The sequence below is a fragment of the Klebsiella sp. K4 genome, from assembly GCF_014596785.2.
Taxonomy (GTDB): domain Bacteria; phylum Pseudomonadota; class Gammaproteobacteria; order Enterobacterales; family Enterobacteriaceae; genus Klebsiella; species Klebsiella pneumoniae.
Window position 1 is genome coordinate 5,078,233 of sequence record NZ_CP115021.1, and the last position, 15,636, is coordinate 5,093,868.

15 protein-coding genes are annotated in these 15,636 nt (G+C 57.1%); 4 read left to right on the plus strand and 11 right to left on the minus strand.

Annotated elements, in window-relative coordinates:
- Positions 1-188 precede the first annotated feature (188 nt).
- Both fadB and fadA read left to right on the plus strand, forming a co-directional pair.
- Positions 189-2,378 carry a fatty acid oxidation complex subunit alpha FadB gene (fadB, locus tag IB144_RS24990; protein ID WP_032418217.1) on the plus strand — a complete coding sequence of 730 codons (2,190 nt, stop codon included), beginning with the start codon at positions 189-191 and terminating at the stop codon, positions 2,376-2,378.
- Between the two features lie 9 nt (positions 2,379-2,387).
- Positions 2,388-3,551, plus strand: a complete 1,164-nt coding sequence (fadA, locus tag IB144_RS24995) for an acetyl-CoA C-acyltransferase FadA (protein ID WP_004150456.1) — start codon at positions 2,388-2,390, stop codon at positions 3,549-3,551.
- A gap of 106 nt (positions 3,552-3,657) precedes the next feature.
- Here fadA and fre read toward each other — a convergent pair whose 3' ends face one another.
- On the minus strand, positions 3,658-4,359 hold the full coding sequence (gene fre, locus IB144_RS25000; protein ID WP_002883448.1) for an NAD(P)H-flavin reductase: 702 nt from the start codon (positions 4,357-4,359) through the stop codon (positions 3,658-3,660).
- 49 nt (positions 4,360-4,408) lie between these two features.
- A complete protein-coding gene (ubiD, locus tag IB144_RS25005) occupies positions 4,409-5,884 on the minus strand; it encodes a 4-hydroxy-3-polyprenylbenzoate decarboxylase (RefSeq protein ID WP_009309755.1) in 1,476 nt (491 codons plus the stop codon).
- 178 nt (positions 5,885-6,062) lie between these two features.
- On the opposite strand from ubiD, the gene rfaH reads away from it, so the two are divergent.
- Positions 6,063-6,551 (plus strand): transcription/translation regulatory transformer protein RfaH, encoded by a 489-nt coding sequence (gene rfaH / locus IB144_RS25010; RefSeq protein WP_002883430.1) that lies wholly within the window; start codon positions 6,063-6,065, stop codon positions 6,549-6,551.
- Here rfaH and tatD read toward each other — a convergent pair.
- From tatD to udp, 9 genes are all read right to left on the minus strand, one after another.
- Positions 6,548-7,351 carry a 3'-5' ssDNA/RNA exonuclease TatD gene (tatD, locus tag IB144_RS25015; protein WP_015959233.1) on the minus strand — a complete coding sequence of 268 codons (804 nt, stop codon included), beginning with the start codon at positions 7,349-7,351 and terminating at the stop codon, positions 6,548-6,550. The genes rfaH and tatD overlap by 4 nt on opposite strands.
- Before the next feature lie 32 nt (positions 7,352-7,383).
- On the minus strand, positions 7,384-8,163 hold the full coding sequence (gene tatC / locus IB144_RS25020) for a Sec-independent protein translocase subunit TatC (protein WP_002883427.1): 780 nt from the start codon (positions 8,161-8,163) through the stop codon (positions 7,384-7,386).
- 2 nt (positions 8,164-8,165) lie between these two features.
- Positions 8,166-8,702, minus strand: coding sequence for a Sec-independent protein translocase protein TatB (gene tatB, locus IB144_RS25025; RefSeq protein WP_040089689.1), 537 nt, complete (start codon positions 8,700-8,702; stop codon positions 8,166-8,168).
- A 3-nt stretch (positions 8,703-8,705) separates the two neighbouring features.
- Positions 8,706-8,957: a Sec-independent protein translocase subunit TatA gene (tatA, locus tag IB144_RS25030; protein ID WP_002883425.1), complete on the minus strand. Its 252-nt coding sequence runs from the start codon at positions 8,955-8,957 to the stop codon at positions 8,706-8,708.
- Between the two features lie 129 nt (positions 8,958-9,086).
- Entirely contained in the window at positions 9,087-10,727 is a 1,641-nt protein-coding gene (gene ubiB, locus IB144_RS25035; protein WP_004177924.1) for a ubiquinone biosynthesis regulatory protein kinase UbiB, read from the minus strand.
- Positions 10,724-11,329 (minus strand): SCP2 domain-containing protein, encoded by a 606-nt coding sequence (locus tag IB144_RS25040; RefSeq protein WP_002883422.1) that lies wholly within the window; start codon positions 11,327-11,329, stop codon positions 10,724-10,726. The genes ubiB and IB144_RS25040 overlap by 4 nt, the downstream gene beginning before the upstream one ends.
- Positions 11,330-11,342: 13 nt before the next feature.
- Positions 11,343-12,098: a bifunctional demethylmenaquinone methyltransferase/2-methoxy-6-polyprenyl-1,4-benzoquinol methylase UbiE gene (gene ubiE, locus IB144_RS25045; RefSeq protein WP_002883421.1), complete on the minus strand. Its 756-nt coding sequence runs from the start codon at positions 12,096-12,098 to the stop codon at positions 11,343-11,345.
- Positions 12,099-12,168: 70 nt separating this feature from the next.
- The gene (gene rmuC / locus IB144_RS25050; RefSeq protein WP_004895061.1) at positions 12,169-13,617 is read right to left on the minus strand and encodes a DNA recombination protein RmuC; all 1,449 of its coding nucleotides are present in this window, start codon (positions 13,615-13,617) and stop codon (positions 12,169-12,171) included.
- Between the two features lie 135 nt (positions 13,618-13,752).
- Entirely contained in the window at positions 13,753-14,514 is a 762-nt protein-coding gene (udp, locus tag IB144_RS25055) for a uridine phosphorylase (RefSeq protein ID WP_004181652.1), read from the minus strand.
- A 272-nt stretch (positions 14,515-14,786) separates the two neighbouring features.
- Here udp and IB144_RS25060 point away from each other — a divergent pair, with 272 nt between their 5' ends.
- Positions 14,787-15,599: a dienelactone hydrolase family protein gene (locus IB144_RS25060; protein ID WP_002883417.1), complete on the plus strand. Its 813-nt coding sequence runs from the start codon at positions 14,787-14,789 to the stop codon at positions 15,597-15,599.
- The last annotated feature ends 37 nt before the right edge of the window (positions 15,600-15,636 follow it).

The window sequence follows — 15,636 nt, forward strand, 5'->3', positions numbered from 1 at the left end:
TTATCCTTTGCTTTTATGGGATCGTGATACACCGCATCTTAGCACATCGACCTGCGTGCGGGTGATTTCCGCCGGATGTGATCCGACCAGCAATTATTTAAAGACTAATTTGCAATTCTTTAACATAAATTCCACACTCCGTTTCATCTGGTATGACCAGATCATATTGCTGGATTCAGGAGACTGACATGCTCTACAAAGGCGACACCCTGTACCTCGACTGGCTGGAAGATGGCATCGCCGAACTGGTGTTCGATGCCCCAGGTTCGGTCAACAAGCTTGATACCGCAACCGTAGCCAGCCTTGGTCATGCGCTGGACGTACTGGAAAAACAAAGCGATCTCAAAGGTCTGCTGCTGCGCTCTGAAAAAGCGGCATTTATCGTCGGCGCGGATATCACCGAATTCCTCTCGCTGTTCCTGGTCCCTGAGGAGCAGTTAAGCCAGTGGCTGCATTTTGCTAACAGCGTCTTCAATCGTCTGGAAGATCTCCCCGTCCCCACTATCTCTGCCGTCAATGGCTATGCGCTGGGCGGCGGTTGCGAATGTGTGCTGGCGACCGATTACCGCCTGGCGACGCCGGACCTGCGCATTGGGCTGCCAGAAACCAAGCTCGGCATTATGCCGGGCTTCGGCGGTTCCGTGCGTCTGCCGCGCCTGCTCGGCGCCGATAGCGCGCTGGAAATTATTGCCGCCGGGAAAGACGTCGGCGCCGATCAAGCACTGAAAATCGGCCTGGTGGATGGCGTGGTCGCTGCGGAAAAACTACGCGACGGCGCGCTGGCGATCCTACGTCAGGCCATGAATGGCGACCTGGACTGGAAAGCGAAACGTCAGCCGAAGCTGGAGCCGCTGAAGCTCAGCAAAATTGAAGCCGCTATGAGCTTCACGATTGCCAAAGGCATGGTCGCGCAAACCGCCGGGAAGCATTACCCGGCGCCGATCACCGCGGTCAAAACCATTGAAGCCGCCGCGCGTCTTGGTCGTGAAGAAGCCCTGGTGCTGGAAAATAAAAGCTTTGTCCCGCTGGCCCATACCAATGAGGCCCGCGCGCTGGTTGGTATCTTCCTGAACGACCAGTACGTCAAAGCGAAAGCGAAAAAGCTGACCAAAGATGTCGAGACGCCGAAGCATGCTGCCGTCCTGGGCGCTGGCATTATGGGCGGCGGTATCGCTTACCAGTCGGCCTGGAAGGGCGTGCCGGTGGTGATGAAAGACATCAGCGACAAATCGCTGACCCTGGGCATGACCGAAGCGGCGAAACTGCTGAATAAACAGCTGGAACGCGGCAAAATCGACGGTCTGAAGCTGGCCGGAGTGATTAGCACCATTCAGCCAAGCCTGGAATACAGCGGTTTTGATCGCGTCGACGTGGTTGTGGAAGCGGTGGTCGAAAACCCGAAAGTGAAGAAAGCCGTACTAGCGGAAACCGAGACAAAAGTGCGCCCGGATACCGTGCTGGCTTCCAACACTTCAACGATCCCTATCAGCGAGCTGGCCAGCGTTCTGCAGCGCCCGGAAAACTTCTGCGGTATGCACTTCTTTAACCCGGTGCATCGCATGCCGCTGGTTGAAGTGATCCGCGGCGAAAAAACCTCGGATAATACCATTGCCAAAGTGGTGGCCTGGGCCAGCAAAATGGGCAAAACGCCGATTGTGGTGAATGATTGTCCCGGCTTCTTCGTCAACCGGGTACTGTTCCCCTACTTCGCCGGCTTCAGCCAGCTGCTGCGCGACGGGGCGGACTTCCGCAAAGTCGACAAAGTGATGGAGAAACAGTTTGGCTGGCCGATGGGCCCGGCTTATCTGCTGGACGTGGTCGGCATCGATACCGCGCACCATGCTCAGGCGGTCATGGCGGCGGGCTTCCCGCAGCGGATGCAGAAAGATTATCGCGACGCCATCGACGCCCTGTTTGACGCCAACCGTTTCGGCCAGAAGAACGGCCTCGGCTTCTGGCGCTATAAAGACGACAGCAAAGGTAAGCCGAAGAAAGAAGAAGATGCTGCCGTCGACAGCCTGCTGGCCGACGTCAGCCAGCCGAAGCGCGATTTCAGCGATGAAGAGATTATCGCCCGCATGATGATCCCCATGGTTAACGAAGTTGTCCGCTGCCTGGAAGAAGGCATTATCGCCAGCCCGGCGGAAGCGGATATGGCGCTGGTATACGGCCTGGGCTTCCCTCCGTTCCACGGCGGCGCATTCCGCTGGCTGGACACCATCGGCAGCGCGAAGTATCTCGATATGGCGCAGCAATACCAGCACCTTGGCCCGCTGTATGAAGTGCCAGCCGGTCTGCGTGACAAAGCGCGCCATAACGAAGCGTATTATCCCCAGGTAGAGCCAGCCCGTCCGGTTGGCGCTCTGAAAACGGCTTAAGGAGTCACAATGGAACAGGTTGTCATTGTCGATGCAATTCGCACCCCGATGGGCCGTTCGAAGGGCGGCGCATTTCGCCACGTGCGCGCGGAAGACCTCTCCGCGCACCTGATGCGTAGCCTGCTGTCGCGCAATCCGTCGCTTGAGGCAAGCGCGATAGACGATATCTACTGGGGTTGCGTGCAGCAAACCCTCGAGCAGGGTTTTAACATCGCCCGAAACGCGGCGCTGCTGGCGGAGATCCCGCATTCGGTACCAGCAAATACGGTCAACCGTCTGTGCGGTTCTTCCATGCAGGCGCTGCACGATGCGGCCCGTATGATCATGACCGGCGATGCCAGCGTCTGCCTGATTGGCGGCGTCGAGCACATGGGCCATGTGCCAATGAGCCACGGCGTCGATTTCCATCCGGGCCTCAGCCGCAACGTGGCAAAGGCGGCAGGGATGATGGGGCTGACTGCGGAGATGCTGGCGCGTCTGCACGGTATTAGCCGCGAGATGCAGGATCAGTTCGCCGCGCGCTCTCACGCTCGTGCCTGGGCCGCAACCCAGTCCGGCGCATTCAAAGCGGAGATTATCCCCACCGGCGGCCACGATGCCGATGGCGTACTCAAGTCCTTTAACTATGACGAGGTGATCCGCCCGGAAACCACCGTCGAGACGCTGTCCACGCTTAAACCGGCGTTTGACCCGGTGACCGGTACGGTAACGGCGGGTACCTCTTCCGCCCTTTCCGATGGCGCAGCGGCGATGCTGCTGATGAGCGAAAGCCGCGCTCGCGAGCTGGGGCTGAAGCCGCGCGCTCGCGTCCGTTCAATGGCGGTGGTCGGCTGCGACCCGTCCATTATGGGTTATGGCCCGGTTCCGGCCTCAAAGCTGGCGCTGAAAAAAGCGGGCTTATCCACCAGTGATATCGACGTTTTTGAAATGAATGAAGCATTTGCCGCGCAGATCCTACCGTGTATTAAAGATCTGGGCTTAATGGAGCAGATCGATGAGAAGATCAACCTCAACGGCGGGGCGATCGCGCTCGGTCATCCGCTGGGCTGCTCCGGGGCGCGCATTAGCACCACGTTGATCAACCAGATGGAGCGCAAAGACGCTCAGTTCGGCCTCGCCACCATGTGTATCGGCCTGGGACAAGGGATCGCTACCGTGTTTGAGCGGGTTTAAGCGAAAGGGTATCTCAACGCCATTGCCACCAGAACCTGGCGGCTATGGCGAAGAGAGCAGGTTTAGTTGCCGTTCTTCCCGCCTGTCAGGGGCGGGTTTTTTATTTTCAGATAAACGCAAACGCATCGCCAAACAGGCGATCTTCACGCGCGCCGCGCTCATTACAGAACAGGTCGCGAGCGATCTTGGCCATCTCAAAACGACCGGCAATGTAGATGTCATGCTCGGCCAGCGTACCGTAATCCTGCAGCACGGCGGTGAGTACCGTACCGGAGCGACCACGCCACCCTTCTTCCGGCTGTTCAACCACCGGCTCGATGCGCAGATTCGGATGCTTGATGCTTAACGCTTCCAGCTCGGCCAGATCGTACAGATGCTTAGCCTCGCGGCCGCCCCAATAAATGGCAATATCGCGATCCGGGTTACGCGCCAGCGCGCTTAACAGAATAGAACGCACATAAGAGAATCCGGTACCGCCGGCGATCAGAATCAGCGGGCGATCTTCGTCATCGCGCAGCCACGCTTCGCCATGCGGAATATCAACCTCAATTTCACGCTCTTTCAGAATGCGATCCATGACCGCCATCGCGTACAGATTGAGCTCCGAGGCGCCGATATGCAGCTCGATAAATTCCTGTTCCGCCGGCGTGGAAGCCATGGAGAACGGGCGCTTGTCGCGCTCATCCATTACCACCATCAGATACTGGCCGGCACGGAAGGAAAATGCCGCTTCCGGCACTAATCGAACACGATATACGGTATCGGTAATCGCCTCCACCGAGGTCACTTTACAGCTTAAGGTTGTCATGCGTCCCCTCTGTCGGGTCAATAGAGCAAAACAGCGGCGTTAGCCCCGCTTACTGTTGTTTAAAGATGGCCAGTTCATCCCAGATGGCGTCAATACGCGCCGTAACGGCAGGATCTTTTTTGATTGGGCGACCCCATTCACGCTGGGTTTCGCCAGGCCATTTATTGGTGGCATCCAGCCCCATTTTTGAACCCAGGCCGGAAACCGGCGAGGCAAAATCCAGATAATCAATTGGCGTATTCTCTACCAGTACCGTATCACGAGCCGGGTCCATACGGGTAGTGATCGCCCAAATCACATCGTTCCAGTCGCGTGCATTGACGTCGTCATCGCAGACAATCACGAACTTGGTGTACATAAACTGGCGCAGGAACGACCAGACGCCCATCATTACGCGCTTGGCATGTCCCGCGTACTGTTTTTTCATGGTCACCACCGCCAGGCGATAGGAGCACCCTTCCGGCGGCAGATAGAAATCAACGATTTCCGGGAACTGCTTTTGCAGGATCGGGACGAAGACTTCATTCAGCGCCACGCCCAGCACCGCTGGCTCATCGGGCGGTCGGCCGGTATAGGTAGAATGATAAATCGCGTCTTCACGCTGGGTAATATGGGTTACCGTAAACACCGGGAACTGGTCTACTTCATTGTAGTAACCGGTGTGGTCGCCATACGGGCCTTCCGGCGCCATTTCACCGGCCTCAATGTAGCCTTCTAGCACAATTTCCGCGCTGGCCGGCACTTCAAGGTCATTGGAGACGCACTTAACCACTTCGGTCTTGGTGCCGCGCAGCAGGCCTGCAAAGGCATATTCCGACAGGGTATCGGGCACCGGCGTCACCGCGCCAAGAATGGTTGCCGGATCGGCGCCAAGCGCCACGGAAACCGGGAAGCGTTCGCCCGGACGCGCCGCGCACCACTCCTGGAAATCCAGCGCGCCGCCGCGATGAGACAGCCAGCGCATAATCAGTTTGTTTTTGCCGATCAGCTGCTGGCGATAAATTCCCAGGTTCTGCCGCTCTTTGTGCGGCCCGCGGGTTACCGTCAACCCCCAGGTGATCAGCGGCGCGGCATCTTCCGGCCAGCAGGTCATAATCGGGATTTTATTCAGGTCGACATCATCGCCCTGGATGATTTTTTGCTGACAGGGGGCGCCGCGCAGGCGTTTGGTCGGCATATTCAGCACTTGCTTGAACTGCGGCAGCTTATCAAACAGGTCGCGGAAGCCTTTTGGCGGCTCAGGTTCTTTCAGAAAGGCCAACAGTTTACCCACCTCGCGCAGCGAACTGACATCCTCCTGCCCCATCCCCAACGCCACGCGACGCGGCGTGCCGAACAGATTGCACAGCACCGGCATGGTGTAGCCTTTCGGATTCTCAAACAGCAGCGCCGGGCCGCCGGCGCGCAGAGTCCGGTCGGCAATTTCGGTGATTTCCAGGTGAGGATCGACCGGCAGAGTGATACGTTTTAGTTCGCCCTGTTGTTCCAGGAGTGTCAGAAAGTCGCGAAGATCGTGATATTTCATGGAAGTGTTATTGACCTCTCTACAGGCGGCTAATTATACGGTGTTCGACGGCGCGATGCTGTAATTTTGTTAAATTAGCGTGAAAGAACGCTGAAATTTGGATTTCAATTATAATGGCTTTCGCGATTACACCAGCCATTTGTTATGCTTGCCGTTATTAGAAGTGGAATGAGTCATTATGCAAGCCTGGTACTTACTGTATTGCAAACGTGGGCAGCTACAACGAGCCCAGGAACATCTGGAACGTCAGTCAGTTAACTGCCTGATGCCGACGATTGCGCTGGAAAAAATCATTCGCGGTAAACGCACCATGGTCAGCGAACCGTTGTTCCCGAACTACCTGTTTATTGAGTTCGATCCAGAGGTGATTCATACCACCACCATCAGCGCCACTCGCGGGGTTAACAACTTCGTGCGCTTTGGCGCCCTACCCGCTATCGTCCCCTCGGCGGTCATCCATCAGCTTTCTATCTACAAACCGGAAGGGATTACCGACCCGGAAACGCCGCATGAGGGCGATAGCGTGCTAATCACCGACGGCGCGTTTGAAGGCCTGGAGGCGATCTTCACCGAGCCCGACGGCGAAGCGCGCTCTATGTTGCTGTTAAACCTGCTGAATAAGCAAGTCCTGCAGAGCGTTAAAAATACCGACTTCCAGAAAATCTAAACGCCGTTAATGTCGACGCCAAACAGCGCCCTGACGTTTGCGTCCGTTTGCGCCTCCAGCCATTGCGCCTCCTCGCCGCGCCAGGCCGCGACGCTGGCCAGGATATGCGGCAAATACGCGGGCTCGTTACGCCGCGAGGCCGGTTTCGGCTTGAGATCGCGCGGCAGCAGATAAGGCGCATCGGTCTCCAGCAGCAGACGTTCCGCCGGGATCGCCGGCAGCAGCTCGCGCAGCTCCAGTCCCCGCCGCTCATCGCAAACCCAACCGGTAATACCGATAAACAGGCCCAGATCCAGGCATTCCTGCACCTCGCTGCGGCTGCCGGTAAAGCAGTGCAGCACCGCGCCCGGGAGCTTCTCAAGCCAGGGTTTAAGCAGCGTCAGAAACCGATCGTGGGCGTCGCGGCAGTGCAAAAACACCGGCATCGACAGCTCAGCGGCCAGCGCCAACTGGGCGCTGAACGCTACCTCCTGCTCGTGCGGCGTGGAAAAATTCCGGTTAAAATCCAGACCGCACTCGCCTATCGCCACCACCTGCGGCTCGCCGGCGAGGGTATAAATCGCCTCGGCGACCGCTGGCGTCCAGCTGCTACCGTCATGGGGATGAACCCCCGCCGTGGACCAGCAGCCGGAATAGCGGCTCGCCAGTTTCTGCGCCTGCTGGCTCTCCGCCAAATTTGTGCCGGTCAGCAGCATGCCGTTAACCCCCGCCGCCAGGGCGCGCGCCACTACCTCATCATGATCGCGGGAAAACTGCGAACTGGTCAGATTAACGCCGATATCAAACATGATCGCTCCCATATGCCAACCGCCCTGACGGGCGGTTGGCGGTATTACTCTTCTCTGTGCTCTGCGGCTTCAGCTTCGGCCGCGGCGTCGTCATCGCGCGTCAGGCGCTTCCCGGTGTAGAAGCGGGCGAAGAACACCCCGACTTCAAACAGACAGTACATCGGAATGGCCAGCAGTGTCTGCGAGAATACGTCCGGCGGCGTCAGCAGCATGCCCACCACGAAGGCACCCACCAGCACATACGGCCTTTTTTTACGCAAGTCTTCCGGCGTGGTAACGCCCATCCAGCAGAGCAACACAATGGCGACCGGCACCTCAAAGGAGACCCCGAATGCCATAAACAGCGCCATCACGAAGTCGAGATAGCTGCGAATATCGGTCGAGACCAGCACCCCTTCCGGCGCCGCATGGGTCAGGAAGCCGAACGCCAGCGGAAACACGACAAAATAGGCGAAAGCCATGCCGATATAGAACAGCAGGGTACTGGATACCAGTAAAGGCACCACCAGCCGGCGTTCGTGCTTATACAACGCCGGCGCGACGAAGGCCCATACCTGGTAAAGAATAATCGGCACCGACAGGATCACCGACACCATGAAGGTCAACTTTATCGGCGTAAAGAAAGGTGAAGCGACATCGGTGGCGATCATCGTCGCGCCCACAGGCATCTTACTGATAAGCGGGGCCGAGACCAGCTGGTAGATATCATTGGCGAAATAGACCAGCGCCAGGAAGATCACCAGAATAGCAATGATGCTGTTGAGCAGACGCTTGCGCAGCTCAATCAGATGCGAAATTAGCGGTTGTGTATCGTCTACGCCCATGTTTACGGTTTATCACTCGATGCGGGGGAAGAATGGGGAACTGCCGCCGTAGCGGACGTTTTCTCTGCCTGAAGGTCAGCCGGTGAAGCAGATTGCTCGTTGGCAACGGGATCTGGCGCATGAGCCGGAGCGCTGGCCTGATGTTCTGCCGTCGCCGGCGTGACGTCCTGGCGCTGCGCTTCGCTGCCTTTGACCACCGGATTAAGGATGGTATTGGCTTCGTCGCTGGCTTTTTCGGGATCGTGGGCGCTATAGGAGCGCTTCATCGACTCCGCGGCCTCGCGCAGTTCATCCATCGAGGCTTTCAGCTCCGGCGTCAGGTTATTCAGGCTAGCCTTTTCCACCTTCTTCAGGCTCTCCTGGAACTCCTGCAGTTTTAGCTCCTGGGCCAGCTCATTTTGTACCGTGGTCGCCAGCGAGCGTAACGTACGGATCCAGCCAACTACCGTTTTAACCGCTACGGGAAGCCGCTGTGGCCCCAGAACAATGAGGCCAATCACAAACACCAGCAGTAGTTCACTAAAACCAATATCGAACACGAGTTACACCTGCTCTTTGTCGTGGCGTTTTGTCTCGTCTTTTTTTGCATCATCCTGTTTATCGGCGATGGTTTTCGCCGTGAAATCTGCGTCTGGCGCCGACTTTTCGGGTTTATCATCATCACTCATGGCTTTTTTAAAGCCTTTGATAGATGCCCCTAAGTCAGACCCCAGCGAGCTCAGCTTCTTCGTCCCAAAAAGCAGAACTACGATGACGACAACAATTAATAACTGCCAAATACTGATACCACCCATACACGTTCCCCTATGACAGATGATGAATTGTGTGGACGCATTATACACGCCATCCTGCGAGCCGCCTCTTCGTCAGGCCGCCGACATGATTTTGCGCAAATAAGCCTGCGTCATGAAGAGGCGAACCGATCAGTGGGTTTTCCGCCAGCCAATAAGCCAGGTCACCACACCGCCGGCCATCAGCCAACCGGGCATCATTCCCCACTCAGGGCGATGGATAAAGAGCAGCGTACCACTAAGCAATAAAACCGCGCCTATACCAAACAGGTAACGGGATTGGCCCTGGCGCACATGACGCACATGCATATCCCGTACAATAGTATCGACGCTGGTCTGCAGCTGTTTGCTCTGCTGCAGGCTCTGATACACCAGCTCAGGTATTTCCGGCATTCTTTCGATCCAGAACGGCGCTTTGTCTTTAAACGCGCGCACCAGAGCCGGAATGCCGACCTGATCTTTGATCCACGACTCGAGGAAAGGCTTCGCCGTTTTCCACAAGTCTAACTGAGGATAGAGCTGCCGGCCTACCCCTTCTACGTAAAGTAATGTCTTCTGTAGTAAAACGAGCTGCGGCTGGACTTCCATATTGAAACGCCGCGCGGTATTGAACAGATTAAGCAGCACGTGGCCGAAGGAGATCTCCGCCAGCGGCTTCTCAAAGATCGGCTCGCAGACCGTGCGGATCGCGAACTCAAACTCTTCAACGTTGGTATCGGGCGGAACCCAACCGGAATCGACGTGCAGCTCGGCAACTTTACGATAATCGCGGTTGAAAAAGGCGATAAAGTTTTCCGCCAGATAGCGCTTATCTTCTTTGTTCAGTGAGCCGACAATACCGCAGTCGATGCCGATATACTGCGGATCTTCCGGATGCTCGTAGCTGACGAATATGTTGCCAGGATGCATATCGGCATGGAAGAAGCTGTCGCGGAACACCTGGGTGAAGAAGACCTGCACGCCCCGCTCCGCCAGCAGCTGCATATTGGTGCCCTGGGCCTCCAGCGCCTCCACATCGGACACCGGGATACCGTAAATGCGCTCCATTACCATCATGCTTTCGCTGCAGTAGTCGGGGTACACCTCAGGCACGTACAGCATCGGGCTGTCTTCGAAATTACGCCGCAGCTGAATAGCGTTGGCGGATTCCCGCAGCAGGTTCAGCTCATCCAGCAGCGTTTTTTCATATTCACGAACTACCTCCTGCGGGCGCAGACGGCGACCGTCAGGCAGCAGACGCGGTACCCAGCGCGCCAGGCGGTAGATGAGCTTCATGTCCGCTTTAATGATCGGCAAAATATCCGGGCGGATAACCTTGATCACCACCTCTTTGCCATTCTCCTTCAGACGCGCGGTATGCACCTGGGCGATGGACGCCGAGGCTAACGGCTCAACGGAGAAATCATCAAACCAGGTCTCGACCGGCAGCCCCCCCATCGCTTTCTCTATCTGCTGCTGCGCGAGCTTCCCTTCAAAGGGCGCCACGCGGTCCTGCAACAGCGCCAGCTGATCGGCAATATGCGGCGGAAAGAGATCCCGGCGGGTGGAAAGCATCTGGCCGAATTTTATCCACACCGGCCCCAACTCCTGGAGCGCCAGCCGAAGGCGGGCGCCAAGAGGCTGATCCTGATGGCGGTTTGGCATCCAGAACAGCATCCGCCGCCAGATACGCAGCGGCAGCGTGATCCGCATTTTGGGGATGAGCTCATCGAGCCCGTAGCTCAAAAAGGTGTGGATGATGAAATACAGGCGCCGTAATTCTCCTGGCGTCATTTGCCCTCCAGCGTTTCCAGCCGTTTTTCCAGTGCGGCCAGCGCGCGCTCAATAGCCGTTGTCTCTTCAGCAAACCAGGCCAGCTCCAGCGGCCCCGGCGCCAGGCGCCACTCTTCAGTGATCGCTTCCGCGACATAGCGCTGCTGGCGCTCTGCGCCCTTCAGCAGAAACTGAGCGCCGCCTCGCAGGACTTTACCGACGCCTTCGGCCACAATATCGCCGGTATAGGGCGCCAGCAGTTCAGCGGGATCAAACTCTGCCAGGTCGCACAGGGAGACCATATTCTGCACCACCTGCAGATCGCCCTGCACTTCCAGATCACCGCTGCGAATAAGCGCCGTGAGCTGCTGACGATTGCGCAGTTTTGGCAGCACGCTGAGCCGGGTAATCACGGTGCAATCGGCCTCTCCGTCCCAGGCGCTCAGGACGTCAACCTGGCGTTCGCTGAATACCAGCACCACGGGCGTGGCGAAATCCTGCAGCTGGACCCGCAATACCTTGCCCAGCAGGCGCTGACGAGCGGGTTTAAGCGCTTTGTCGCGCCAGAGGAAAGTATTCAGCGCCGTTTCAATGCCAGCGGTAACCAGGGGTGTGAAAGGCATAGCGTCCCTCCTGTCAGAACTTGTAACCGCGATGCAAAGCAACGATACCCGCCGTCAGGTTGTAGTAATCCACGTTTTCGAAGCCCGCATCCTGCATCATCCCTTTCAGGGTTTCCTGGTCCGGATGCATACGAATAGATTCCGCCAGGTAGCGATAGCTGTCGCCATCCTTTGCCACCAGCTCGCCCACCTTCGGCAGGATATGGAAGGAGTAAGCGTCGTAGGCTTTGCTCAGCGGTTCGATAATGGGTTTAGAAAACTCCAGCACCAGCAGACGTCCGCCCGGCTTCAGCACGCGGTACATCGAACGCAGCGCTTTCTCTTTGTCGGTCACGTTACGCAGACCGAAAGAAATGGTAATGCAGTCAAAGGTATTATCAGCAAAAGGCAGGGCTTCCGCGTTGGCCTGAACATACTCAACGTTGCCTACGATGCCGATATTGCGCAGCTTTTCGCGGCCCATTTTGAGCATAGAATCATTGATATCAGCAAGCATGACGCGGCCGGTTTCCCCTACCAGGCGGGAGAACTTGGCCGTCAAATCACCGGTACCACCAGCCAGATCCAGCACGGTCTGCCCGCGACGTACGCCGCTGCAGTCGATGGTGAAACGCTTCCACAAACGATGGATCCCAAACGACATCAGGTCGTTCATCACATCATATTTTGCGGCGACAGAATGGAATACATGCGCCACCATATCTGCTTTCTGCTCTTTAGCGACCGTCTGAAAGCCAAAATGCGTCGTTTCTTGTGAATCCTCAACCATCTCTATGCCTGCTTGCTTTTCAAGAAAATGTTCACTGAGTGTATCAGACTCAGCGCATTTCCCATACGTTTCAGCATGGCGGAGCCGCCTCCCGGCTACGCACCGTCTCGGCAGAGTCGGGTGAAAATGCGTCATTTTCCGGCAGGTTATCCTCATCTTCGAGACGATATTGCTCGTCCTGAGCCGTAGCTTGTTCGACTAAATCAGGATTAATCCCGCGCTTGACCTCCACGCCCAGGCCGCGAAAGGCCTCCGCCTGGGCCAGCAGATTACCACGCCCGGAAGCGAGCTTTTTCATCGCCTGGCGATAGCTCTCTTGCGCCTTATCCAGGCTCTGGCCAATGGCGGACATATCATCCACAAACAGGCGCATTTTGTCGTAAAGGCGCCCCGCCCGCTCGGCAATCTTTTGCGCGTTACGACTCTGGTGCTCATAGCGCCACAGATTGGCGATAGTGCGCAGGGCTACCAGCAGCGTCGTCGGGCTGACCAGCATAATATTATTTTGCAACGCCTCGCTGATGAGCTCAGGCTGGCGATCGATGGCCAGCAGGAACGCCGGCTCAACGGGAATAAACATCAGCACATAGTCGAGCGAGCGCAGGCCAGGCAGCTGTTGATAATCCTTGCGTCCCAGCAGGCGAATATGGTTACGCACCGAGGCAAGGTGTTCCTGCAGCGCGACTTCGCGGGTGTAGTCGTCTTCGGCGTTGAAATAGCGCTCATAGGCGACCAGGGTCATTTTGGCGTCGATCACCACGTCCTTACCCTGCGGCAGGCGCACGATAACGTCCGGCTGCATCCGCGAGCGGTTGTCGGTCTCAATACTGACCTGAGTCTGGTACTCATAGCCTTCGCGCAGGCCGGAGGCCTCCAGCACGCGGGTTAAGACCACTTCCCCCCAGTTGCCCTGAGTTTTGTTATCCCCCTTCAGCGCTTTGGTCAGGTTCAGCGCCTCCTGTGCCATCTGCGCGTTCAACTGCTGCAGATTGCGGATCTCATGCGCCAGGGTATGTCTTTCACGCGCCTCCTGGCCAAAGCTCTCCTGCACCTGGCGGCGGAACCCGTCCAGCTGTTCGCGTAGCGGCGTCAGCAGGCCATGCAGGCTCTGGCGGTTTTGCTCATCGACCCGCCGGTTGCTGTGTTCGAAAATACGGTTGGCGAGGTTTTCAAACTGCTCGCTAAGGCGCTGCTCGCTGTTCATCATCTGGCGGATCTTATCTTCCGCATGCAGCTGGGTGGATTCGAGCCGGGTGGTGACCTCACGGAGATCGGCCTCGAGCGAGGTATTGATATCCCGTAGGCTGCGCAGCTCGTTGTTCAGCAGCTCACACTCCTCACGCCAGTGGGCCTCCTGCGCCAGTTGCTGGCGGGCGGCGCTCAGCTCAATATCCAACTCTCGCCGTTCCTCGATGAGATCGGCCCGAATTTGATCGGCACGCGCTTTGGTCGCCAGCCAGCCGACCATTAACCCGGCTGCCAGTGCGATAACCGCGCTGATAATAATGGAGAGATCCACGACGCCCCCTGCGATAACCTGATGACACAAAATAGAATTGTGCTGTACAAACGTCCAGTTTAAAAGGAATTTCCTGCGAGAGGCGACGCAAAAAAGAAAGGCCGGAGGATCCGGCCTGACAGGGAAAGAGTTGAATTACAGCAGACGACGCGCCGCTTCCACGACGATTTTCACCGCGTGGCTTTCGGTTTGCTTCATGGTTTCGGCGTTAGGGATCTCTTGCTGGGTACGGTTCACGATAACCCCAGCCACCATCCCGGCGCGCAGGCCCTGGCTGGCGCACATGGTCAGCAGCGTGGCGGATTCCATTTCATAGTTCATCACGCCCATTGCCTGCCACTCTTCCATTGAGCCCTTGAAGCGGCTCACCACGCGGCCGGAGAAGGTGTCGTAACGCTCCTGGCCCGGGTAGAAGGTATCCGAGGAGGCAGTCACGCCGATATGGGTGGTGGCGCCGATTGATTTCGCCGCTTCCACCAGCGCGGTGGTACAGGCGAAGTCTGCGACGGCCGGGAACTCCATCGGCGCGAAGTGCAGGCTGGCACCGTCCAGACGGACAGAACCGGTCGTCACCAGTACATCGCCAACATTGATATGTGGCTGAATCGCGCCGGTGGTGCCGATACGCAGGAAGGTACGCACCCCCAGCTGCGCCAGCTCTTCCACGGCGATGGAAGTCGACGGGCCGCCGATGCCAGTAGAGCAGACGATCACTGGTTTGCCGTCCAGCTCCGCGCGCCAGGAGGTAAATTCGCGATGAGATGCCAGTTTAACCGGCTTATCCATCAGCGCGGCGATCTTTTCCACACGCTCCGGATCGCCAGGGACGATAGCCAGCGTAGCCCCTTGTAAATCGTTCTTGGTGAGGCCGAGATGAAAAACATCAGACTTGGACATAAAAAACTCCTCTGTGGGTCGAATTATCAGCAGAAGCAAAACGGTACTGTACAGAAGCCCCTGGCAACATTTTGTGATGATAGTCACCAAGACCAATAATGATTGCAGTTGTTTTTCAGTAAATAGTGATACACATCACATTAACAAGTTATATTCATCATCACAGAACAAAAGATAGCCGCTTTCAGGCACTGTGCTTTATTACCGCCCGAACTAAAGGTAAAGGGTCTATAGTTACTGATGCGCTAATAAATAAGGGTACGGAGAATACCATGACCACCACCAAGCAACCTGGATTCGCACCTGCAGCTTCACCACACGCCGCAACCGCCGTTCATACGCCGGAAGAGCATATTATCGCCGGAGAGACGTCGATTCCCTCTCAGGGTGAAAACATGCCGGCCTACCACGCCCGCCCGAAAAATGCCGACGGTCCGCTGCCGATCGTTATCGTGGTACAGGAAATTTTCGGCGTGCATGAACATATTCGCGATCTTTGTCGCCGCCTGGCACAGGAAGGCTATCTGGCTATCGCGCCTGAATTGTACTTCCGTCAGGGCGATCCGAATGAGTACCACGATATCCCGACCCTGTTCAAAGAGCTGGTCAGCAAGGTGCCGGACGCGCAGGTGCTGGCGGATCTCGACCACGTCGCCAGCTGGGCGGCGCGCCACGGCGGCGATGCCCATCGTCTGCTGATCACCGGCTTCTGCTGGGGCGGACGCATTACCTGGCTGTATGCCGCGCACAACCCGCAGCTTAAAGCGGCGGTGGCCTGGTACGGTAAGCTGGTGGGAGAAAAATCACTGAATTCGCCGAAGCACCCGGTAGATATCGCCGTCGATCTCAACGCCCCGGTGCTTGGTCTGTACGGCGCTAAAGACGCCAGCATTCCGCAGGACACCGTCGAGACTATGCGTCAGGCGCTGCGGGCAGCCAACGCCACGGCGGAAATCGTGGTCTATCCCGAAGCCGATCATGCCTTTAATGCCGACTATCGCGCCAGCTATCATGAAGAGTCAGCCAAAGATGGCTGGCAGCGGATGCTCGCCTGGTTTGCTCAGTATGGCGGTAAAAAAGGCTAATCGCCCTAAGCATGAAAAAAGGAGGCAAATGCCTCCT